Source organism: Trichlorobacter thiogenes (assembly GCF_900167465.1).
GTDB classification, from domain to species: Bacteria; Desulfobacterota; Desulfuromonadia; order Geobacterales; family Pseudopelobacteraceae; genus Trichlorobacter; species Trichlorobacter thiogenes.
In genome coordinates, this window is sequence record NZ_FUWR01000001.1 from 396,016 (window position 1) to 418,001 (window position 21,986).

Consider the following 21,986-nt stretch of genomic DNA (forward strand, 5'->3'; position numbering starts at 1 on the left):
GATCAGATGGTGAACGAATCTTTATTGGCAACATCAGTGGCCTGCAGCGCTGCTGATAGTTCCACCTGCTCTGCCTTTTCCCACAGCCCGTCCAGGTCGTAGCGCTTGCGCTGCTCTTCATGGAAGATATGCACCAGCACATCACTGTAATCCATCACAATCCATTTACCTTCGGTCTCCCCCTCAATCTCCTGAACCTTGCCAAACTTTTTCAGTTCTCTGCGGATATGGTCACAGATCGCCTGATTCTGCTTGTCGGACTGGCCGGAGATGATCACCAGAAAATCGGCAATGGTGCTGATGGCGGTAATGTCCAGCACCCGGAGGTCGTAGCCCTTCTTGTCGCTGGCCAGTTCGGCGCAACGGGTCGCCCGCTCAAGCGGAGTCAGGGTCTGTTTTTCTGCAATTTTTTCGGTCATGGTTGATACAATCCCTTCTGGGTAATAAATGATTCAATTTCAGGTGGAACAAGATAGCGGATCGATTGGTTCCGGGCCACCCGTTCGCGCAGTTGACTGGATGAGATATCCAGCCTGGTTCCGATCACAAAACGGATACTGGTGCCGCTGCTATGTCGCAACAGATTGTCGGCCTCGTGTATAAACTGATCCCGTACCGTCTCAGGCAACTGCTGCAGAGGCTCGGTAATCTCTTTTTCAGGCCGTTCCAACACTATCAGTGAGGCCAGCGGGAAAATGGCTGCATAGCGATGCCACAGTCCCAGTTCAAGAAACGAGTCACTGCCGATTATAAAATACAGTTCATCTCCTGGCCGCTCTGCCCTGAGGGCGGTCAGGGTATCGACCGTGTAGGACTTTCCGCTCCGGCGTGCTTCAATATCACTGAACCCGAAGGCCGGGTTGTCTGCAATGGCCTGTTGCACCATGGCTGCCCGCAGTTCAAAGGAAACATCTCCGGCCAACGGCTTGTGAGGCGGGTCTGCAGCCGGGATGAACAGCACCTGATCCAGAACGGCTGCCTCCCGGGCCTCTTCGGCTATCCGAAGATGCGCCAGATGGATCGGGTTAAAGGTACCGCCCAGCAGACCGAGTTTCATGGCTGTTCCTACAAGAACTCTGACAGTTTTTCCCGCTCATCCACCAGATAAAACTCCAGGGTTTTGCGTAGGGCATCATCAATGGTGGTGGTAGGCTCCCAGCCCAGACATTCCTTGGCCCGCTTCACCGACGGTACCCTGGTCAGCATATCCTGGTAGCCTTTACCGTAGAAGCTGTCTGATGAGGTCTCCACGATCTTGCACTTGTCAGCCTTTTCCTTGTACAGCGGGAAGGTTGCCACCATGTCACGTAGCTTTTCAGCCAGCTCCTTGACCGACAGGTCATTTCTGGGATTGCCGATATTGAAGATCTTGCCGTCAGCGCAGCCGTTCTTGTTCTCGATGATCTTCATCAGGGCATCGATACCGTCTTCAATAAAGGTGAAGGAACGGCGCTGATTCCCCCCATCCACCAGCAGGATCGGCTCTTCTGCCAGGATGTTGTAGAGGAACTGGGTCAGTACCCGTGAGCTGCCTTCTTTTGCAGTGTGGATGCTGTCCAGTTTGGGACCGATCCAGTTAAAGGGGCGGAACAGGGTGAATTTAAAATTTTCATGGTTGCCGTAGGCGTAGATCACCCGATCCAGCATCTGCTTGGCGCAGGAGTAGATCCAACGCTCCTTGGCGATCGGACCCAGCACCAGCGGAGAGTTTTCCTCATCAAACTCACTGTCCGGCGACATACCGTAGACTTCGGAGGTGGAGGGGAAAATAACCCGTTTTTTATGTTTCACGCACAGACGAATAATCTTGAGGTTTTCTTCAAAATCTAGTTCAAAGACCCTCAGCGGATCCTTGACATAAGTGACCGGTGTGGCAATCGCCACCAATGGCAGTACCGCATCGCACTTCTTGATATGGTACTCGATCCACTCCTTGTTGATGGTGATATCACCCTCCAGGAAGTGAAACCGCTCATGCCCCAGCGACCGCTCCAGCTTGTCGCAGGCCATATCCAGACCGTAGACCTCCCAGTCAGTGGTGGTCAGGATCCGATGGGTCAATGCATTGCCGATAAAACCATTTACGCCGAGTATCAGTACTTTCATTATTTTCTCCTAAGTATTATGCGAATCGATCAGATTCGGTAAATAAACATGCTGTTGCTTCTGTTTCCTGCCCACCATCAAACTGCACCCTGTGCAATTCCAACAGCCCATTGCCAGTGCCGATACACAACGGATTTAGTGAGACTACCTGCCCAGGTGTACCGCTACCCGCTAACGGCCTGGCTGACCAGACAATCAGTTTTTTCCCGCTCAACTTAGTAAAGGCGCCGGGATAGGGGTGGGTTACGCCACGAATCAGGTTATAGATCTCAACCGCACTTTTGGTCCAGTCAATCCGGCCATCTTCCGGCTTGCGGCCACCAAAATAGCTGCCTGCTGCAAGGTCCATAGGGATGCGTCCAGCATTGCCATCCACCAGCCTGGGCCAGGCCCTGCGCAGCACCGTTACAGCCGCTTCGTTTACCTTGCCAAAGACATCGTGGGCCGTGTCGGTGAACGCTATGCCAACCTTTTCCTGATCAACAATATCACCGGCATCCGGCTTGGCAACCATGTAATGCAGGGTTGCGCCGGTCTCGGTCTCGCCGTTGATCACCGCCCAGTTGACCGGTACTCTTCCGCGATATTTTGGCAAGTAGGAACCATGCAGGTTCAGCGCCCCTTTGTCTGGTAGCTCCAGCAGCTCCGGCTTGATCATATTGCGATAATAAAATGACAACAGAAAATCAGGCGCGATCTGACGCACCCGCTGGATGTTCTCCGGCTCATTGATTGAGCTGGTAAGATACGGAATCTTGTTGGCCTCTGCCAGTTCACGCACTGAACTGAACCAGATCTGCTCCGTAGGGGAATCCTCATGGGTAAAGATCAGGCTGATCTCCGCCCCCTGACGCAGCAGCTCTTCAATGCAGCGGTAGCCAACATTATGGTAGGCACAGATGACAAGTTTCATGGCTCATTGAACCCGTAGGTCTTTCTTACCACAAAGCGTGGTCGTTTGCGGACTTCCTGATAAATCCGGCCCACGTATTCACCCACAATACCGATCCCGAAGATGATGATCCCGATGAAGAAAAACAGGATGGCAAACAGGGTGAAGACCCCTTCCACCTCTGCACCAATCATGAAACGTCGAATGAACAGGAACAGGGCAAAGCCAACTGACAGAAACGAGGTGATGATCCCCAACAGGGCAAACAGTTGCAGCGGTACCACGGAAAAGCCGGTCATCAGGTCAAAATTAAGTCGAATCAGGCGATAGAATGAGTACTTACTCTCTCCCAACGTTCGCTCGGCATGGCCCACCATGATCTCTGTGGGATTGGAGGAGAAGGTTTGCGCAAGGGCCGGGATAAAAGTGGTTGATTCACTGCATTGGTTGATGTTGTTGATAATGTTGCGATGATAGGCCCGTAGCATGCAGCCATAGTCGCTCATCTGCATTCCGGTCATCTTGTTGGTGGTGATGTTGACAATCCGCGATGCAACCCTGCGGAAAAGTGTATCCTGACGTTTTTCACGGATGGTGCCGACCACATCATGGCCAGACTCAATCGCTGCGATCATACGGGGAATCTCTTCCGGCGGATTCTGCAGATCTGCATCAAGGGTGATTACAATTTCACCCGTGGAGCGCTCAAAGGCCGCTAAAATGGCCATATGCTGGCCAAAGTTACCGTTAAATTCCACCACTTTTACACCGGGATAGCGCTGTACATACTCCTGCAGCATCTCCAAGGAGCGATCGCGGGAGCCATCATTGGTGAAGATGATCTCAAACGGCCGCCCCAGCGCCTCTGCCACCGGATAGAGTCGATCTATCAATGGCTGCAGCGACTTTTCCTCGTTGTACACCGGCACGACGATACTGACGTATGGCGCTGTCATGCTGTTTGGATCTCCTTTGCCAGAATCTTGACCATCTCTGAGCCCCACACCCCTATCTGCCACTGGCGAATACCGGGTATGGTGTCAAGTTGTTCAACTGTTGTTGGTTGCTGTTCTGCAACCCGCTCCAACAACCAGTTAGGCGCCAGTAGCCCGGACGCTAACCTCATTCGGTTACTAAGCTCTTCTCGCCATTGCTTGAGCCGTGCAATCCGTGCCTTGATACCGGGATTGGGCTCTCCTTTGCCACGTGGAAAACGTGGAAGCTCTGCGTCAGCTACCCCAAGGCCCTGCCTGACTGCCGCCAGCAGGTGATCACCATATCGTCCAAGAAGGCGTGGCGTCAGCCCGGCTATTCCGTTCATATCGCGAACTGTGCCGGGTAGCAGTTCTGCAATTTTAAGCAATGCCTCTGCCGGCATAACCTTGAAGGCAGGTCGGTCGGCCTCCCGTGCCTGCTGATCCCGAAACTGCAGCAAAGCCTCCAGTACCGCCAGATTACGGGGCCTCAGCTTACCAGCACCCTTGCAGTTCAGAAATAACGGCCCGTTGCCCTTTTCTGTAACCCGGTTGCCAACCAGCAATGCACACTCCTCAGCCACCCATGCCCTGCGGCCAAGCTGTTCCAGGCGCTCTTGCAGTCGATCTGCCAGCTCCAGCAGATGGGCCGTATCGTGGGCAGCATAGTCAGCCATTTCCGTGGTTAACGGCCGCTTACTCCAGTCTGCCTTCTGAAAGCGCTTGTCCAGCTCAATACTAAAATGCTCACGCAGCAGCGCGGCCAGTCCGAACTCTGTGGCACCGGTAAATTGTGCGGCAACCATGGTATCAAACATCAGATTAACCACAATCCCAAAGTCGCGGTGCAGTGAGCGGATATCATAATCGCCACCATGCAGCACCGTAAGTAGACCTGGCTTTGCCAGTAACGCCCCAAGCGGCGCGAGATCGGTAACTTGCAAGGGATCAATCAACCAGTTACCACTACGGTTTGAAAGCTGTAGCAGGCAGACCTTTTCACGGTAGTGGTGCATGGAGTCTGCTTCAAGATCAAGCGCAAGCGCTGTTTCATTGGCCAGTTCAGCACAGAGCTGCACAAGCTGATGATTCTGCTCTACCACGGTATAGCGCAATGCTGGCATCAGAACTGCCTCAATAGGGCATAGCCGGTGCTGCGCTGGGCAGCGCTGAAGCCAGCACCCTGTATCAGCTCAATCATCTCCTGTTGCGACATCCTGAAACAACAGCCAGCCGCAGCTACCACATTTTCTTCCAGCATGGTGCCACCCAGATCATTGGCGCCAAAGTAAAGCGCAACCTGGGCCAGTTTTGCCCCTTGGGTCACCCAGCTGGCCTGAATATTCGGGATATTATCCAGCACAATTCTGGACAGCGCCAGCACCTTGAGGTATTCCACTCCAGTGGCTGTAGATCCTCCCAGCTCTGTGTTTCCAGGCTGATACGTCCACGGTATGAACGCCGTGAACGACCCTCCAGAGGACTGCATTTCCCGTATTCTGAAGATATGTTCTACGATCTGCTCCGGTGTCTCTGTGCTTCCAAACATCATGGTTGCTGTGGTGGTCATACCCAGTGAGGCTGCGGCCAGCATCACCTCGCCCCAGCGCTTCCAGCCGATCTTTTTGGGGGAGATGGCCTGACGTACCTCATCCACCAGTATCTCTGCACCACCACCGGGTACCGAAGCCAGACCCGCTGTCTGCAGACGTTCAAGCACCTGCAGAATCGTAAGACCATGCCGGTCTGCCAGATGGCAGATTTCAGCCGGTGACAGCGAATGGTTTTGTACAGTGGGAAAACGTTTGCGAATCTCGCCAAACAGTTCTTCAAAATAGCTAATGGTAAGGCTCGGGTGCAGTCCGCCCTGCATCAATAGCTGCGTACCGCCATGTTCCACCAGTTCAGCGATCTTGGCAAAAATAGTTTCATGGTCCAGCAGATAGGCATCTGAAGCATCTGCATCACGGTAAAAGGCACAGAATGAACAGCGCGATTCACAGACATTAGTGTAGTTGACGTTACGGTCCACCACAAAGGTGACCCGATTATCCGGGTGCAGCCTCTGTCTGATGCTGTCTGCCCAGCGCCCAAGCTGCAGTAGGTCACCTTTCAGTAACAGCTCAAGCGCTTCTGAGCGGTCTGGCGTCTGTCGCTGCCCCATCATGACAGCAGCCCCTTAACCAACAGTTCCTTTACCTCGCTGGGAATTCGTTTTGCCTTCAGCCCTGGTGTTACGCAGGCCAAGGTAACCTCTGCCTGCACCAGTAGCTGGCCATCAGCATCACGTAACACCTGCTGCTGCAGGGTAAAGGAGGAGCCCCCCACCCGTACAGGTACGGTTGTTACCCGTAGCAGCTCGTCATGTTTTGCCGGGGCCTTAAAATCAATCGCCATCCGTACCACTGGAAAGACTGCACCATCTGCTGCCAGTTGCGCAACCGAGCAGCCCTGCTCCCGCAGGAACTCGGTTCTGGCCCGTTCCATATAGTTCAGATAATTTGAGTGGTAAACCACCCCGGCAGCATCGGTATCTTCGTAGTAGACTCGTATCTTCATAATCGTTCCAAGCTTGTCACTCTACTGCAGTTGGCCCTGCACCGCAACCGCAGATGCTACGTCAGCGTAAAATCAACACGCCCGCAGCGAATTAAACAAAAAGGCGCCAATTTCAGGCGCCAGACGATTTTACACCAAAACCCATAGACAACCATCGACCATCTCAAAAAACCGCCACAGAAGACAATTCTAGCAGCACCCAGCTCAAGCCCTGTGTTTATCGAGCTTTGCGCATGATCACCAGACTACGTTCACCCATTTTATGTGGTAAGCGGTAGGCTATTGGTGGTTCGAGCCCAAATCCTGCTGACTCAATTTGGCCTTGCTGCTGTTTTGCTTCTTTCTCACCATCCACACCACGCATCGAGATCAGCCTTCCGGTAGCCGATACCAGAGGTGCAGCCAACTCGACAAAAAGAGCCAGACTACTGAAAGCCCGTGACGTCACCAGACTGAATGTGCCAGGTCGATCAGCTGCCAGCTGTTCGACCCGTCCATGCAGCGGCTCAAGATTTGCCAGCTTAAGCAGCCTGCAGATATGTTTTTGAAAACTGATCTTTTTCCCAACAGCATCAATTGAGGAGACCAAACAATCAGGCCTGGCAATAGCAAGCACCAAGGCAGGAAAACCGGCCCCAGAACCGATGTCCAGTACCCGATCACCCGATCTGAGCTCAGGCACCAGATGCAATGAGTCAATTAGGTGCTTGATGGTCATCTCATCCCTGCTGGTGATAGCCGTCAGGTTGATCTTCTTGTTCCAGCGCAGCAACTCCTGCAAAACCAACTCACAGGCGCCGACCTGTTGCTCCGCAAGCTCAAGATTCAGTTCTGCAACAGCCTTGGTCAGCAGCTCACGGTTCACCCTACTGCTCTCCTCTGCCTTTCAGCATCACAGACAGTATTGCAATTGCCGCAGGAGTGACACCCTGAATCCTTGCTGCCTGGCCCAGAGTATCGGGCCTGAAGCGCTCAAGCTTTTCCCGTACCTCTGACGTTAGCCCGGAAATAGCTTTGTAGTCGAAGTCAGACGGTATCCTGGCCTCTTCCTGCTTTCGCATCCGCTCAATCTGCTCCAGCTGGCGCTCAATATAGCCCTGATACTTAACCTGTATCTCTACCTGCTCCCGCACCGCACCAGGCAATCCTGTCACCTGAGGATCAATTTCCCGTAGCTGTTGGTAGCCTATTTCCGGCCTGCGCAGTAGCCGTTCGTAACTGGCACCCTTCTGTAAATCAGCGCAGCCATGTCGCTCGCACCAGCTCTTTTCTTCGGGGTTCAGACTGAGACGGGTAACACGAACCCGCTCCAACTCCCCCTGAATCTGCTCCCGCTTGCGACAAAAAGCATCATAGGTGGCCTCGTCAACCAGGCCAACGGAATAACCGATCTCACGTAGTCTGATATCGGCATTATCTTCACGCAGCAGCAGCCGGTATTCCGCCCGCGAGGTAAACATCCGGTACGGTTCTTTGGTGCCCAGCGTGACGAGATCATCCACCATAACCCCAATGTACGACTCATGCCGACCCAACATAATCGGCTGCCTTCCCTTAACCTTAAGGGCAGCATTGATGCCTGCCAGAATACCCTGTGCTGCCGCCTCTTCATATCCGGAGGTCCCGTTAATCTGCCCGGCATGAAAAAGATTTTTTATCAACTTGGTTTCGAGGGTAGCATGTAACTGCACCGGATTGACGTAATCGTACTCAATGCCGTAGGCCGGTCGCATGATCTCGACATTTTCAAGGCCAACCATAGATCGATAAAAAGCGATCTGGATATCAATTGGCAACGAGGTGGACATACCACTGGGATAGTATTCTACCGTTTCAAGTCCTTCCGGCTCAATAAAAGTCTGGTGCCGTTCTTTATCGGGAAAACGGACCACCTTGTCTTCAATCGAGGGACAATAGCGGGGGCCGATCCCCTCAATTACGCCGGCATACAGTGGTGAGCGATCCAGACCACTGCGGATAATATCGTGAGTCCGCTGATTGGTGTAGGCAATATAACAGGGCACCTGCGGCATGGTGATCCGCTCCGTACTGAAGGAGAATGGCACTGGCGGATCATCGCTGTACTGGGCCTCAAGCTTCCCAAAATCAATGGTTCTGCCATCCAGTCGAGCCGGTGTCCCGGTCTTAAGTCGCCCCACCTCAAAGCCAAGCGACTTCAACTGATCCGAAAGCCCCAGCGAAGGCAAATCCCCTGCCCTGCCACCAGCATAATTGATCAGACCGATATGAATCAGCCCCCGCATAAAGGTACCGGTCGTCAACACAACCGTCTTTCCAAGAAAGCGGATGCCACTGCGGGTATCCACGCCGTGCAACTCCTCACCCTCAAGATGCAGCGCCGTAACCTCACCCTGCTTGACATGCAGATTAGCCTGTTGTTCAAGCACTCGCTTCATCCGCAAACGATAGAGCTGCTTATCAGCCTGGGCGCGACCTGCCCGAACCGCCGGTCCTTTACGCGTATTCAACACACGGAACTGAATGCCGGCCGCATCGATGTTTTTTGCCATCTCACCACCGAGGGCATCAATTTCACGCACCAGATGCCCTTTAGCCAACCCTCCGATCGAAGGGTTGCATGACATCACCGCCATGCCATCAAGACTCATGTTTAGCAGCAAGGTCAAACAGCCCATTCTTGCGGCGGCCAATGCAGCCTCGCATCCGGCATGTCCGGCCCCAACAACAATCACATCGTATTTGGTTTCATAGCTATGCATCATGGCCACCATGTTCCACGTGAAACATCATTACTTCCCAATACAAAATGAAGAGAAGATCAGATCAAGGAGATCATCAGTCGTGGTCTCTCCAGTAATCTCACCTAAAGCATCAAGTGCAGCCCTGACATCAAGAGCCAATAGCTCCGGGGGCAACCCAAGGGACAAATTTTCCGCAAAGGCATTAAGCGATTGTTGGGCGCGAATAAGGACATCTCGATGACGAACGTTTGAGATCACTGCGCAGTCATCGGATGAAAACGCCGAAGACTGCACAAAATGACTATAGATCTGAGAAGAAAGCTGATCAACGCCCACTCTATTTTTGGCTGAAACGCTACAAATCCCCAATGGCGCAGCAAAAGCAGATACGTCGAGTAACTGGGGCAGATCCGCCTTGGTCACCACCAGCAGATACGGAAGTGCTGCGAGTGACGTTACCAGGTCTGTCAATTCATTGCTCAACGGAACAGTTCCATCAACAAGCAACAACAGTAAATCAGCCTCCGACACCTTGTCCAGCGCCCGGCGGACGCCTTCCTGCTCGACACAATCCGCGTGATGGGCACGGATACCAGCGGCATCAATGATCTTAACCGGCAACCCCTGCAGTGAAACCGTCTCCTCAATCAGATCACGAGTAGTGCCGGGCAGTGCAGAGACAATCGCACGATCAGTCCCTGACAGAGCATTTAATAAGCTGGATTTCCCGGCATTGGGAAGACCAAGCAGGAGGACCGAAACACCATCACGCAGCACCTTTCCGGTTGCAAAGGTAGCGAGCAACTGGCTGATTCCGGCAAAAACCGATGCAATTCTGGTTTCAATGACGGCAAATACAGCTGGATCAACCTCATCCTCAGGAAAGTCTATATGGGCTTCCACCAAGGCCAAGGCCTCAATAAGCGGCGCCTTCAAAGCAGTCAACGAACGGGACAGATGCCCTTCCCGCTGAGACTGAGCCAGACTTAAAGATCGTTCAGTACGGCTGGCGATCAGATCCATGACCGATTCTGCCTGTGCGAGGTCGATGCGACCATTCAGGAAAGCCCGACGTGTAAATTCACCCGGTTCAGCCAACCTTGCACCAGCAGAAATACAGGCCTGGAGTATCGCACGAACCAGATAATAGCCACCGTGACAGTGCAGCTCAAGCACATCCTCACGGGTGTATGAGCGGGGAGCACGCATCAGAACAGCCATACCTTCATCAATCAGACTGCCGTCAGGCGGGTTAATCAGGCGGCCATAGAAAAGGCGGTGGCTCTCAAAGCCACCGCCATTCTTCGTGCATGATCCTTTAAAAACCTTCCGGCCGATATGCTCTGCATCAGGTCCACTGACCCGGACTATCCCCACTCCTCCTGAACCAAGTGGGGTTGCTATGGCGGCAATGGTATCACGAATATACATGACGCACCGGATTAGTCTTTAACAAGCTTATTAATATAAGCCTGCTGGCCAATGGTCAGTATGTTGTTAATAAGCCAGTACAGAACCAGGCCAGAGGGGAAGCTGAGAAACATAAAGGTAAAGATGACCGGCAGGCCCAGCATTATTTTTTGCTGCATCTCATCCATGTTGGAAGGGGTCATCTTCTGCTGAACAAACATCGTGACGCCCATAATAACCGGAGTTACGTAATAGGGGTCCTTGTCTGACAGGTCAGTGATCCAGAACATGAACGGGGCATGACGCAGTTCTATCGAGAACATCAGCGCCTTGTAGAGAGCAAAAAAGACCGGAATCTGAACGACCATTGGAAGACATCCACCAAGCGGGTTTACCTTATGGTCACGATATAATTCCATGACAGCCCGGTTCATGGCGTCCTTGTCATTTTTATGCTTTTCCTTCAAAGCAGCCATCTTAGGCTGCAACTTGCCCATTTCCTTCATTGATTTATAGCTCTTGTGGGTAAGCGGAAAGAAAAATATTTTAAGAATAACGGTGATGATAATGATTGCAATGCCGTAGTTGCCAACATAACGGTAAAAGAACTTAAGTGAATAGAGCATCGGCTTGGCAAGCGCAGAGAACCACCCCAAATCAAGTGACTGCTCAAGCGAACTACCCTGTGCCTTGAGAATATCGATCTCTTTAGGACCAACAAATAACTTATGTGCAACAGTCACTGCCTGACCTGGAGCCACTGAAAACGCTGGGGTTGTTATGTCAGATTCCAGGAAACCGGTGGCACCCTTCTTCAACTCAACTGAAGCGATACTGTTGTTAACAGAAAGCAAGGCGCTCAAAAAATATTTATCATTAATGGCAGCCCACGTTACGCCCTTGTCATACTTCTTGGTGGCCGAAGCAACGTTCTTTGGTGCGTCGGTATGCAGAGAACCATCAGCATACAGAGAAGAGCCATAGGTTTCATAACGACCATCTTTTTGAGGCGGCTCAAACGGAGAGGTAATCAGATGCTGAAAAGAACCTGCAATGGGAGCTGCAGAGTTATTGACAAGCTGCGTATCCAAGGCAATCCCGTAACCGTTGCCATCAAAACTATACGTCTTTCGGACAACGAATCCTTGAGCATCAACATAGGTGAAAACAAGCTGCTTCTTTTCACCGGTCAAGACCTTTAGCGAACTTACGTTAGGGCTATAAGCAGCTTGAGCTGAAAGCGCAAAACCAACGCCTCGGGTTGAAAAGGAAGGTAAGGCAGGATCGGCATTGGCAAGTAGTTTTACCTGCACCGCGCCAGGCTTGTTGGTCTCACGGAAACCTTTCAACGTCAGGCTCTTCAAAGAAGCTCCCGCAGCACCAAAGACAGCAGTATAACGCTCGGTTTCTACGGTTACATCAGCCGAAGAAACCGACTTGGGCGCAACCACCGGAGCACCAGTCGCAGTTTGAACCGTTACTGCGGGAGGAGCACCGACATTCTCGGTTTTAACTGGAACAGAAGCAGCAGGAGTGACTGCCTTTTTTTCTGGACCGTAAAAAAACGAAAACAGGTAGAAAACACCGATGGAAAGTACTACTGCGAGTATAGTCCTTTTTTCCATGAAAACACTCCGTGGTCACTAGGAGACAGGATCATATCCACCCGGATGCCAGGGATGGCATCTAAGCAGACGGGATACTGTCAACAGCATACCTTTATAGGGGCCGTAACGGCGTATAGACTGCAGTGAATAATCAGAACACGTTGGGTAAAAACGACAGGAACCTGGAAGCAGGGGGGAAATACATAACTGATATGCCCGGATAGCTGTTATAAGGATTCGTGACAGCATGTACGTGAACCGATCTGCTGAAAAGCCCGTTGCAGCTCACTACTAAGAACCGCGACGCTCTTTTCAGCAGCCTGGCGTCGAACAATTACATTCAGATCTACGCCGGGCAACAGTGAACAATGATGACGAAAGAACTCTCTGATATGACGCTTAAGACGGTTTCTTACTACTGCATTACCTGTCTTCCGGCTGGCTGTAATCCCCAGACGGGGATATTCATAGCCGTTCTCTCGCCAAACAACAAGAAAAGACCGTCCGGAGACTACAGTCTTACTGTCGGACAGTCTTAGGTACTCTGAACGGCTTAGCAGACGATACTGCTTAGGAAAGCTGTCGCCACTCACCGAAACTACAGGTACAAATAAAACTATTTACTTGCAATCTGAACAGAGAGACGTTTACGACCCTTGGCACGACGACGCTTAATAACCAGACGACCGTTTTTGCTCGCCATACGTACCAGAAAACCATGAGTACGCTTACGGGATGTATTACTTGGTTGAAATGTTCTTTTCACGACGCTGCTCCGAATACAATGTATTTATGTGGTAAAATAAAAAGGTACCACGTTTTCCTGCACACAGGAACGGAACTTATAATCAAATAAACCTATATTTGTCAAGGCTTTTGTTTTTAGGAAAACCTTGATTTGACATTGAAAAATAGTGGCGGCTCTGTTAAGGTTTCAAGCCCAAAATTAGATAAAGTTGGGTATAAATTTGGATAACTAATTTAATTTACAGCTTTTCATAGTTATCAACAGGTGTTGATAACTATGTTTATAACCGCATTTAGAAAACAAGTCCGTACTACTAATTTCTACAGCTGCGTTAATGACAGCACTGCCCCGAATGGATTGGAACCAGATCAATATGCCATCTTCAAAACAGACTACCATGCATACAATCTGGAATCAGACTGCAACAAATCTGGAAAAAGTTATATCTCCTCAAAATTATGCAAACTGGATTCAGCCTATTCAGTTCAGTCACGCTGATACTCAATCAATCTATCTCAGTGTTCCTAATCTGTTTTTTAAAGAATGGCTGGATGATAACTACGTTGACCTGATCAATAGCGCACTATCGGTTACCGCAGACAAAAATATGCTGGTAAGCTTCATTGTGCAGGAAAAAGATCCTGAAACACTTCCTGAGGAACCACAAGAGGCACCTCTGGTTAAACAGACCACTACTAATCAGCAAAAAGAAACTCCTCTACACAAGGAAACTCCAACCCTGAACCCTCGTTATACCTTTGATCAGTTTGTGAGTGGAGTTGGAAACCAGTTTGCCCATGCCGCAGCTATGGCAGTAGCAAATAACCCGGCGATAACCTATAATCCGCTCTTCATTTACGGAGGTGTCGGCCTCGGTAAAAGTCACTTGTTAAATGCAGTTGGCCACAAAATTATGAGTGATAATAACAACACCAGGGTATGCTACTGCTCAGCTGAAAAATTTATGCATGACATGGTAAATTGCATAAAATTGAATAAAATGGATGAATTCAGAGAACGATTTCGTTCAATAGATGTACTTCTAATTGATGACATCCAGTTTATTGCCCGAAAAGAACGTACGCAGGTTGAATTTTTTCATACCTTTAATGCGCTTTATGAAGCAGGTAAACAAATCATCATCACATCCGATAAATTCCCCCGTGAAATAGACCTGGAAGACAGGTTACGTTCACGGTTTGAATGGGGGCTTATTGCCGATATTCAAGCACCTGATCTTGAAACCAAGATAGCAATTCTCAAGAAAAAGGCTGATAGCAATAAAATACAGTTGCCTGATGATGTTGCCTACTTTCTCGCATCAAGCGACACCCGCAATATCAGAGAGCTTGAAGGTATGTTAATACGACTGGGTGCTTACAGCAGCCTGCAACATATTCCAATCACACTGACCATGGCAAAAAACAACCTGAAAGATATCCTGGTTGATAAACGGAAAGAGATCACGGTTGAACTAATCCAGAAAACCGTTGCAGATCATTTTGGCCTTAAAGTGGCGGATCTAAAATCTGAAAAACGTCTGAAGGCCTTTGTTCAGGCCCGCCAGATTGCCATCTGGCTTTGCCGCGACATGACGACTGCCTCGTATCCTGATATTGGTTCACGATTTGGTGGGAAAGATCACTCAACCGTTATTCATGCTACTAAAAAGATAGAAAAATTACTGACTGAAGATCCTAACCTATTAAAAACAATGGACGAATTAAAAGAGATCATACTTCACTAAAAGTTGTTACCACTACCTGTGTATACAACTGTTGATAGCTGTGGGGAAAATCATACCTGTGCATAAGTGACCTAAAGTGTGGTCTGTAATCAACAACCAAGATTAACGATAAAATAAGTTATTTTAGTAGGTTAAAAGTTATACACGCTTTCCACAGGACTAATAATAAATATAAAGACTTTAAAGATTTAAATACTACTTATTGAAATACAAAACCAAGGAGTCTGACATGAACTTCAAAATCGACAGAGACACCTTTTTAAAGGCGTTGCAAAAAGTGCAGGGAATTGTCGAAAAGCGGACCTCAATGCCGATTCTATCCAATATTTTGATTGAAGCTCAAGGGGACTCACTTGAGATACTTGCCACGGATCTGGAAGTAGGTCTCAAAGGTAGCTATCCAGCTAAAGTGGAAACAGATGGCCGAATTACGGTTGGTGCAAAAAAACTGTATGAAATAGTAAAAGAGCTGCCAAATCAAGAAATTACCTTTATTTCAAAAGAGAATGACTGGGTAGAAATTACCTGCGGCAAGGTTAAGTTTAATATTGTTGGATTACCGTCTGATGAATTTCCTGCTGTTGCGTCGGTAAAGGATGCACAACTGCTTGAACTTGAAGCGTCATTATTAAGAAAAATGATCGAAAAAACATCCTATGCCATCTGCAATGACGAAACAAAATATAACCTGAATGGTATCTTTACCAGGGTTGAACAGACTGAAAACGGTCAGGTTTTAAAGATGGTTGCAACCGATGGACACCGCTTGTCAATTGCGTCAGGCGCCTTTAGTGGAACAGCTAATCCTGAGTTGCTAAAAGGGGTTATCCTTCCTAAAAAAGGTGTCTACGAGATTAAAAAAATTACTGATGAAGGTGACGGGCTGCTGCAATTCGGTTTTGTTGATAGCAGTGCCGTACTTAAAAAAGGTGATACCACACTGGTTATGCGGCTGGTAGATGGAGAGTTTCCTGATTACACACGGGTTATCCCTGCAGCAAATGATCAGATTGTAAAGGCACCAAGAGAAGAGCTGATCCATGCGGTACGGCGGATGGCTATCCTTTCCAGTGAAAAATTTAAGGGAATCATGCTGGAGATTGAAGGAAACGGAGTAAAAATATCATCAAGCAATCCAGAGCTGGGTGATGCCATGGAAGAACTGGATGTGCAGTATGATGGCACCCCGTTCTCAGTTCGTTTTAATGCACGTTATCTGCTTGATGTGCTGATGGTGGCAGAGAGTCAACATGTGTTAATGAAATTTAAAAATGAGCTGTCGCCTTCAATTGTAACGCCAGATTCAGATGATGAACTTCTGGCGGTTATCATGCCAATGAGGCTCTAGTACAGACGTGTTTGTAAAACAGGTATGGCTTGAGCAGTACCGAAACATACAAACAGCCTGTATCCAGCCGGCACGGCACCTGACTGTCCTGTATGGTAGTAACGGTCAGGGAAAAACAAATTTTTTAGAGTCTGTATACCTGCTTGGAAATGCACGGCCATTTCGTTCAGCAAAGGTACCGGATTTAATCTGTCATGACAGTAAAGCAGCCGCTGTTCGCGGGTCAGTACTGTCAGCAGGTATTGAAAGTGATATTTTACTTCGACTGGAACAAAACACCCGCCGGGTAACAGTTGATGGCAAGGCAATCCAGCGGGCAGCGGATCTGCATGGAAAGCTGGCAGTAGTTATCTTTTCTCCTGATGATACTGCCATGGTCAAGCTGGGGCCAGAAACCAGGCGACGATATCTAGATCGATCACTGTATGCCAGTGATGCAGGTTTTCTGCAGGATTATCACAGCTATTACCGGATTCTCAAGCAACGCAATGCCCTGCTAAAGACCAATCAACAGGAAGGGTTGGATCTTTGGACTGAACAGTTGGCAGAAGCCGGTATCAGGTTGATGGATCATCGGCAACGCTACACTGACCGACTCAATCACCTGCTCCAGCAAAAATATCAGCAGATAGCTGGAGAACAGGAAAAAGTAGCGCTTATATACCAGCCTGATGTGCCCTGCCCATCAGAAGAAAACAGAGTAGAAACACTGCAGACTGTGCTGAATAATCAGCGAGAACAGGATCTGCGTTACAAAACAACCGGTCGTGGACCACATCGGGATGATCTGACTTTTTTGATTGGAGGACGGCCCCTGAAAGGTTTTGGTTCCCAGGGGCAGCAACGCAGCTTTGTACTGGCACTGAAAATGGCAGAACTAGACCATCTACACGAAACCTTTGGTGAGATGCCGGTGCTGTTACTTGATGATATCGCTTCTGAACTGGACCTGGAGCGGATGAAAAACCTGCTGAGCTATGTGCGGCAGCGTGAGGTCCAGACACTGATTACAACAACCGACGTAACTCCCTTTCTTCCGGTGTTGCAGCAGGACAGCAAACTATTCCGGGTTGAAGAAGGCAGACTGACGTACGAAGGAAACGGAACACCATGAGCGAGCTTGAACAGAACGGAACAGCAGCATCAAACGACTATGGCGCCGGCAGTATCAAAGTCCTTGAAGGGCTTTCAGCAGTACGGAAACGCCCGGCCATGTATATCGGTTCTACTGCCAGTGCTGGTTTGCACCACCTGGTGTACGAAATCGTTGATAACTCAATTGACGAAGCATTGGCCGGCCACTGCAACGAAGTCACCGTAACCATCAACACCGATGGTTCAATCACGGTGGTGGATAACGGACGTGGTATCCCCACTGACATGCACCCCACAGAAGGACGTTCAGCAGCCGAGGTTGTTCTCACCGTCCTGCATGCCGGGGGCAAGTTTGATAACGACTCCTACAAGGTCTCGGGCGGTCTGCACGGGGTTGGCGTCTCGGTGGTCAACGCACTTTCCAAGTGGCTTGATCTTGAAATCAGGCGGGATGGCAAGATCTGGCGTCAGACCTATCACCGTGGTGAACCGCAAGCACCGCTGGAGGTAACCGGCAACACACGGCGGCGTGGTACCAAAGTCACCTTTATGCCCGATGAGGAGATCTTTGAGACCACGGAATACTCCTTTGATATCCTCTCCCAGCGTTTACGTGAATTGGCGTTCCTGAATGCCGGGGTGCGGATCAAGATCAATGATGAACGGGCTGACGGGAAATCCCATGATTTCTTCTATGAAGGCGGCATCAACTCCTTTGTGGAATACCTGAACCGGGCCAAGACAGCGCTGCATCAAAAGCCGATCTACTTCAAAGGGGAAAAAGGTGGTGTGGAGATGGAAGTCTCCATGCAGTACAACGACACCTATGATGAAAAGATCTTCAGCTTTGCCAACAACATCAACACCCATGAGGGCGGTACCCACCTGGCAGGTTTCAAGGCAGCCCTGACCCGCACCATGAACACCTATGCAGCCGGTAACAACCTGACCAAAAACGCCAAGGTAGCCATATCCGGCGATGACCTGCGGGAAGGCATGACCTGTGTCATCTCGGTCAAGATCCCTCAACCGCAGTTTGAAGGCCAGACCAAGACCAAGCTGGGTAACTCGGAAGTTAAAGGCTATGTTGAATCGCTCTTAAATGAAAAGTTGGCGGTCTATCTGGAGGAAAACCCCCAGGTAGCTAAACGGATTCTGGAAAAGTCCATTGAGGCAGCCCGTGCCCGTGAGGCTGCCCGCAAGGCCCGTGACCTGACCCGCCGTAAAGGAGCCCTTGATCTGGGCGGACTGCCGGGCAAACTGGCTGACTGCCAGGAAAAAGATCCGGCCCTGTGCGAACTGTACCTGGTCGAGGGTGACTCTGCAGGTGGTTCTGCCAAACAGGGACGTGACCGTCGTTTCCAGGCGATCCTGCCGCTGAAGGGTAAAATCCTTAACGTTGAAAAGGCCCGTTTTGACAAGATGATCTCCTCCCAGGAGATCCGCACCCTGATCACCGCCATGGGTACCGGTATCGGCAAGGATGACTTTGACATTGCCAAGCTCCGTTATGGCCGGATCATTGTCATGACTGACGCCGACGTGGACGGTTCACACATCCTGACCCTGCTGCTGACCTTCTTCTACCGCAACATGCAGGAGCTGGTGGAACGCGGCCACCTCTACATTGCCCAGCCGCCACTCTACAAGGTCAAGCGTGGTAAAAAAGAGCTGTACCTGCGTAACGAAGCAGCCCTGCAGACCTTCCTGCTGGAGGAGGGGGCTGAAGAGCTTATCCTGAGTATGGAAAAAGGGGATCGTTCCTACATAGGCAAGCAGATCATTCCGGTGGTACGGCAGCTGATTGAGTGGCGCGCCCTGTTTGAAAAGGTAGTTAAAAAAGGCATTCCTGCAGACCTGCTTGATCTGCTGATCAGGGCCGGAGTAAAGCCGGGTATTGAAGAAGTGGCGGGATTAGAGTCGTACCTGAATATCATGCAGGGACTGATTGACGACTGTGATTACCAGTACCAGGCAGAGGATGAGCGGGTCACCTTCAGGATCGGCAATCTGCGTTCCGTGATTGACAATCAGACGCTTCTGGTCCTTGCCGGCCATGAATATGAACTGCTGGTAGAGTCAAACCGCAAGGTGGCAGAGCTGATGGCAGGCGGACTGGCCCGCCTGGAAGAAAACGGCAAAGGCCTTCTTGAGACCAGCCGTCATGAAGAGCTGCTGACCTACTTCCTTGACTATGCCAAAAAAGGTCTGGCGATCCAGCGCTACAAAGGTCTGGGTGAGATGAACCCGGATCAGCTCTGGGAGACCACCATGAACCCGGAAAACCGGATTCTGTTGCAGGTCAAGATTGAGGATGTTGTTGAGGCAGATCAGATTTTTACGGTGTTAATGGGTGATCAGGTTGAGCCCCGCAGGGAATTTATTGAGCTGAATGCCCTGAATGTCGTCAACCTGGATGTTTAATCCGTGAAGATTAAAGAGCACGGCAGAGATGGCTTTACATTTCTGCCGTGCTTTACTACCCCTTGATAACAGCCATCGGTTCAAGCCGCACGACAGTATCCACAAGATCCCGCTGTTCCTCCATGACCAGATCGATATCCTTATAGGCGCCTGCAGCCTCCTCCAGGTCTTTTTTCCCCCGCAGGGCATGCAGGATACCTTTCTCCTCAAGAGTCTTTTGTTCTTCTTCCAGATCAAGGTTCCTGATGGCTGCTTGTCGTCCCATTTTTCGGCCAGCCCCGTGGGAACAACTCATGAAGCTATCAGGGTTTCCTTTTCCTTGCACGATATAGCTGGCTGTTCCCTGTGATCCAGGAATGATACCCATTTCCCCCTCTCGGGCCGAAGTAGCTCCCTTGCGATGGACAAGGACATTTTGCCCAAAATGGTTCTCCATGGCGGCATAGTTGTGATGGATATTGATTTCGTCTCCAAAGGTTACGTCTGGGATTGCCTCGCAGAATGCGTCGCGTACCCGGCTCGCCATGAGCTGCCGATTAGCCAGGGCAAACCCAAGGCAGTAGTGCATCTCACGCAAGTAGACAGAGGCCTCTTCTGTTTCTAACGGCAGGAAGGCCAGCTCCCATTTTTTAGGAACCTGAACATGCCACTGCTCATTCAGTTTCATTGCAATCCGATTATGACGGTTCGCAACCTTAAGCCCGAGGTTGCGGCTGCCGGAATGGATCATGAACCAGATATGACCGTCGGACCCCTTCTGAACCTCAATAAAGTGGTTGCCTCCACCGAGGGTGCCTAACTGCTTGCAGGCAGAGCGATACTGGCAGCTAACCTCTGGATAACGAGCTGGGTCGTCCAGCAGCGGCATAAGGCTTTCGTCTTGAGGCTGCTTGTGGTGTTCAAAACCCACCGGAATTGTTTTGCGCATCGTCCCGATAACCCGTTTCAGGGTCTGTATATCGATTTCCTCAAGACTTGTGGGCACGGCCAGCATCCCGCAACCTATATCGACTCCTACGGCATTGGGGATAACAACGCCTTTTGTAGCAATGACGCCGCCGATGGGCATACCGTATCCTTCATGGGTATCAGGCATCAGACAGACCTGTCGGAATACAAAGGGAAGATTGGCAAGGTTTCGTGCCTGTGCAAGGGCATTACCCTCAGGCTCATTACACCAGCTCTTTATAACAACATGTTCGGTATCAATGTATTTCATGGTACTAACTCCTTTCATAAGCTTGAGTAGGCTCGGCTACCCACCAGCGGCGGCTTGCCATCAATGGAAACTAACCAGGTCTGCTCATCCTGCTGTTTAACTTTCAGATCCAGATCGAGGAAGTAACGCAGCACCTCGATGTTAGTGGTCGTATGTGCTGTCGGTGAGAGAGTGCGGAATGATCCTGCTCCGGCCAATGCCAATGGCAGCAGGAGCTGATCCGCCAAATGTCTTCCCACTGGTGCGTCAGAGGCAAGATATTCCTGTGCCTCCCTTACGGCACGATCAGCCACTGTTTCTGCGCTTACACCTGATTCGCCGAATCCAGTAAAAATCTCTGTGACCTGTTCGCTGGCCACCGTAATAACAAGGGCGTTTCCTGGCCCACTTGAATCCGGCACCTCCACGGATCTCAGGCAGTCGGCATCCCATGCCAGCTTTTCTTTCACCACCGCAATCTCTCGATCTGCAATGGAGTATGGCAAACGGGCAACAATGGCCCGGGCAGAACGATCAACAATGCCACCGCGCTGAAGAAGGTGGAGTGGTGTCAGCTTCCTGGAAGGTGTTATTTTGACTCTTATACGGCCACCTCCTGCAGGATAGAAGCCTGGGCGTTCCAATGCTGCCTTAACGGATGGTCCCATCTGATTCAATAGCGGCAGAAATGAACCAGCAAGGAAATCAAAGGGAGGTGCAGCAGCGTTATGAGTTCCTCCTTCAAGTACAATTTCAGAGGGATCATCAGCAACAATAAGCGCTGGCAACACGGTTTGGAGCACAAGGGTGCAACTTCCGGCGGTGCCGACAGCAAAATGGTACTGCCCGGAGCTAAGGCCGGTGGGTGCAAAGGTAATACGAGATGAGCCAATACTGTTTCCTGAAACAGCGGCTTTTCCTACCTCAACAGCCGCATTTACGGCAGTCAGGTGTTGACGCATCAGCCCAGGTTTTTTCCTCCGGGCACGTATATTTTCAATACAAAACGGTTTTCCTGTAACCAGGGAAAGAGCCAGTGCAGATCGTAAAATCTGCCCGCCACCTTCTCCTTGCGAGCCGTCTATAGTAATCATGTCAATTTTCCTCCAATGCATAGAAAGGCCGAAGCCGGTTGAAAATAGTTTTAATAGTCAG

At 50.4% G+C, this 21,986-nt stretch carries 21 protein-coding genes; 4 read left to right on the top strand and 17 right to left on the bottom strand.

Annotated features, from left to right (window positions below):
- Positions 1 to 2 precede the first annotated feature (2 nt).
- From rsfS to rpmH, 15 genes are all read right to left on the bottom strand, one after another.
- Entirely contained in the window at positions 3 to 419 is a 417-nt protein-coding gene (gene rsfS / locus B5D39_RS01870; protein ID WP_139366642.1) for a ribosome silencing factor, read from the bottom strand.
- Entirely contained in the window at positions 416 to 1,057 is a 642-nt protein-coding gene (nadD, locus tag B5D39_RS01875; protein ID WP_078788683.1) for a nicotinate-nucleotide adenylyltransferase, read from the bottom strand. The genes rsfS and nadD overlap by 4 nt, the downstream gene beginning before the upstream one ends.
- An 8-nt stretch (positions 1,058 to 1,065) precedes the next feature.
- Entirely contained in the window at positions 1,066 to 2,106 is a 1,041-nt protein-coding gene (locus B5D39_RS01880) for a bifunctional UDP-4-keto-pentose/UDP-xylose synthase (RefSeq protein WP_078788684.1), read from the bottom strand.
- A 16-nt stretch (positions 2,107 to 2,122) separates the two neighbouring features.
- Entirely contained in the window at positions 2,123 to 3,019 is an 897-nt protein-coding gene (locus B5D39_RS01885; RefSeq protein ID WP_078788685.1) for a formyltransferase, read from the bottom strand.
- Complete coding sequence (locus tag B5D39_RS01890) at positions 3,016 to 3,954, bottom strand: glycosyltransferase (protein WP_078788686.1); 939 nt, start codon at positions 3,952 to 3,954, stop codon at positions 3,016 to 3,018. Before B5D39_RS01890 ends, B5D39_RS01885 begins: the two co-directional genes overlap by 4 nt.
- Complete coding sequence (locus tag B5D39_RS01895) at positions 3,951 to 5,096, bottom strand: ribonuclease D (RefSeq protein WP_078788687.1); 1,146 nt, start codon at positions 5,094 to 5,096, stop codon at positions 3,951 to 3,953. Before B5D39_RS01895 ends, B5D39_RS01890 begins: the two co-directional genes overlap by 4 nt.
- On the bottom strand, positions 5,096 to 6,139 hold the full coding sequence (gene mqnC, locus B5D39_RS01900) for a cyclic dehypoxanthinyl futalosine synthase (protein WP_078788688.1): 1,044 nt from the start codon (positions 6,137 to 6,139) through the stop codon (positions 5,096 to 5,098). Before mqnC ends, B5D39_RS01895 begins: the two co-directional genes overlap by 1 nt.
- The gene (locus B5D39_RS01905) at positions 6,136 to 6,531 is read right to left on the bottom strand and encodes a YbgC/FadM family acyl-CoA thioesterase (RefSeq protein ID WP_078788689.1); all 396 of its coding nucleotides are present in this window, start codon (positions 6,529 to 6,531) and stop codon (positions 6,136 to 6,138) included. Before B5D39_RS01905 ends, mqnC begins: the two co-directional genes overlap by 4 nt.
- 217 nt (positions 6,532 to 6,748) lie before the next feature.
- On the bottom strand, positions 6,749 to 7,396 hold the full coding sequence (gene rsmG / locus B5D39_RS01910) for a 16S rRNA (guanine(527)-N(7))-methyltransferase RsmG (protein ID WP_078788690.1): 648 nt from the start codon (positions 7,394 to 7,396) through the stop codon (positions 6,749 to 6,751).
- Between the two features lies 1 nt (position 7,397).
- A complete protein-coding gene (gene mnmG / locus B5D39_RS01915; RefSeq protein WP_078788691.1) occupies positions 7,398 to 9,272 on the bottom strand; it encodes a tRNA uridine-5-carboxymethylaminomethyl(34) synthesis enzyme MnmG in 1,875 nt (624 codons plus the stop codon).
- 30 nt (positions 9,273 to 9,302) lie between these two features.
- Complete coding sequence (gene mnmE / locus B5D39_RS01920; protein ID WP_078788692.1) at positions 9,303 to 10,685, bottom strand: tRNA uridine-5-carboxymethylaminomethyl(34) synthesis GTPase MnmE; 1,383 nt, start codon at positions 10,683 to 10,685, stop codon at positions 9,303 to 9,305.
- Positions 10,686 to 10,696: 11 nt separating this feature from the next.
- On the bottom strand, positions 10,697 to 12,289 hold the full coding sequence (gene yidC / locus B5D39_RS01925; RefSeq protein ID WP_078788693.1) for a membrane protein insertase YidC: 1,593 nt from the start codon (positions 12,287 to 12,289) through the stop codon (positions 10,697 to 10,699).
- Positions 12,290 to 12,307: 18 nt separating this feature from the next.
- Complete coding sequence (yidD, locus tag B5D39_RS01930; RefSeq protein ID WP_012471661.1) at positions 12,308 to 12,520, bottom strand: membrane protein insertion efficiency factor YidD; 213 nt, start codon at positions 12,518 to 12,520, stop codon at positions 12,308 to 12,310.
- Positions 12,499 to 12,864: a ribonuclease P protein component gene (gene rnpA / locus B5D39_RS17430; protein WP_161947404.1), complete on the bottom strand. Its 366-nt coding sequence runs from the start codon at positions 12,862 to 12,864 to the stop codon at positions 12,499 to 12,501. Before rnpA ends, yidD begins: the two co-directional genes overlap by 22 nt.
- 23 nt (positions 12,865 to 12,887) lie before the next feature.
- Positions 12,888 to 13,037, bottom strand: coding sequence for a 50S ribosomal protein L34 (gene rpmH / locus B5D39_RS01940; protein WP_078788695.1), 150 nt, complete (start codon positions 13,035 to 13,037; stop codon positions 12,888 to 12,890).
- 379 nt (positions 13,038 to 13,416) lie between these two features.
- On the opposite strand from rpmH, the gene dnaA reads away from it, so the two are divergent.
- The 4 genes from dnaA (at position 13,417) to gyrB (ending at position 19,633) form a co-directional block, all read left to right on the top strand.
- Positions 13,417 to 14,766 carry a chromosomal replication initiator protein DnaA gene (gene dnaA, locus B5D39_RS01945; protein ID WP_244161340.1) on the top strand — a complete coding sequence of 450 codons (1,350 nt, stop codon included), beginning with the start codon at positions 13,417 to 13,419 and terminating at the stop codon, positions 14,764 to 14,766.
- 229 nt (positions 14,767 to 14,995) lie between these two features.
- A complete protein-coding gene (gene dnaN, locus B5D39_RS01950; protein ID WP_078788696.1) occupies positions 14,996 to 16,114 on the top strand; it encodes a DNA polymerase III subunit beta in 1,119 nt (372 codons plus the stop codon).
- 7 nt (positions 16,115 to 16,121) lie between these two features.
- Positions 16,122 to 17,228 (top strand): DNA replication/repair protein RecF, encoded by a 1,107-nt coding sequence (recF, locus tag B5D39_RS01955; RefSeq protein WP_078788697.1) that lies wholly within the window; start codon positions 16,122 to 16,124, stop codon positions 17,226 to 17,228.
- The gene (gyrB, locus tag B5D39_RS01960; RefSeq protein ID WP_078788698.1) at positions 17,225 to 19,633 is read left to right on the top strand and encodes a DNA topoisomerase (ATP-hydrolyzing) subunit B; all 2,409 of its coding nucleotides are present in this window, start codon (positions 17,225 to 17,227) and stop codon (positions 19,631 to 19,633) included. The genes recF and gyrB overlap by 4 nt, the downstream gene beginning before the upstream one ends.
- 55 nt (positions 19,634 to 19,688) lie before the next feature.
- Here the strand turns inward: gyrB and B5D39_RS01965 are convergent, their stop codons facing one another.
- Both B5D39_RS01965 and rtcA read right to left on the bottom strand, forming a co-directional pair.
- Positions 19,689 to 20,852: an RtcB family protein gene (locus tag B5D39_RS01965; RefSeq protein WP_078788699.1), complete on the bottom strand. Its 1,164-nt coding sequence runs from the start codon at positions 20,850 to 20,852 to the stop codon at positions 19,689 to 19,691.
- Between the two features lie 14 nt (positions 20,853 to 20,866).
- Positions 20,867 to 21,925: an RNA 3'-terminal phosphate cyclase gene (rtcA, locus tag B5D39_RS01970; protein ID WP_078788700.1), complete on the bottom strand. Its 1,059-nt coding sequence runs from the start codon at positions 21,923 to 21,925 to the stop codon at positions 20,867 to 20,869.
- Between the last annotated feature and the right edge of the window lie 61 nt (positions 21,926 to 21,986).

Bases quoted from the DNA above. Each gene is read 5' to 3' on its own strand.
- yidC (WP_078788693.1), bottom strand. From the start codon at position 12,289: ATGGAAAAAAGGACTATACTCGCAGTAGTACTTTCCATCGGTGTTTTC.
- mnmE (WP_078788692.1), bottom strand. From the start codon at position 10,685: ATGTATATTCGTGATACCATTGCCGCCATAGCAACCCCACTTGGTTCA.
- nadD (WP_078788683.1), bottom strand. From the start codon at position 1,057: ATGAAACTCGGTCTGCTGGGCGGTACCTTTAACCCGATCCATCTGGCG.
- yidD (WP_012471661.1), bottom strand. From the start codon at position 12,520: ATGCTGTCACGAATCCTTATAACAGCTATCCGGGCATATCAGTTATGT.
- gyrB (WP_078788698.1), top strand. From the start codon at position 17,225: ATGAGCGAGCTTGAACAGAACGGAACAGCAGCATCAAACGACTATGGC.
- rtcA (WP_078788700.1), bottom strand. From the start codon at position 21,925: ATGATTACTATAGACGGCTCGCAAGGAGAAGGTGGCGGGCAGATTTTA.
- mqnC (WP_078788688.1), bottom strand. From the start codon at position 6,139: ATGATGGGGCAGCGACAGACGCCAGACCGCTCAGAAGCGCTTGAGCTG.
- mnmG (WP_078788691.1), bottom strand. From the start codon at position 9,272: ATGCATAGCTATGAAACCAAATACGATGTGATTGTTGTTGGGGCCGGA.
- B5D39_RS01965 (WP_078788699.1), bottom strand. From the start codon at position 20,852: ATGAAATACATTGATACCGAACATGTTGTTATAAAGAGCTGGTGTAAT.
- dnaN (WP_078788696.1), top strand. From the start codon at position 14,996: ATGAACTTCAAAATCGACAGAGACACCTTTTTAAAGGCGTTGCAAAAA.
- B5D39_RS01880 (WP_078788684.1), bottom strand. From the start codon at position 2,106: ATGAAAGTACTGATACTCGGCGTAAATGGTTTTATCGGCAATGCATTG.
- B5D39_RS01895 (WP_078788687.1), bottom strand. From the start codon at position 5,096: ATGCCAGCATTGCGCTATACCGTGGTAGAGCAGAATCATCAGCTTGTG.
- B5D39_RS01905 (WP_078788689.1), bottom strand. From the start codon at position 6,531: ATGAAGATACGAGTCTACTACGAAGATACCGATGCTGCCGGGGTGGTT.
- rsfS (WP_139366642.1), bottom strand. From the start codon at position 419: ATGACCGAAAAAATTGCAGAAAAACAGACCCTGACTCCGCTTGAGCGG.
- dnaA (WP_244161340.1), top strand. From the start codon at position 13,417: ATGCATACAATCTGGAATCAGACTGCAACAAATCTGGAAAAAGTTATA.
- B5D39_RS01890 (WP_078788686.1), bottom strand. From the start codon at position 3,954: ATGACAGCGCCATACGTCAGTATCGTCGTGCCGGTGTACAACGAGGAA.
- B5D39_RS01885 (WP_078788685.1), bottom strand. From the start codon at position 3,019: ATGAAACTTGTCATCTGTGCCTACCATAATGTTGGCTACCGCTGCATT.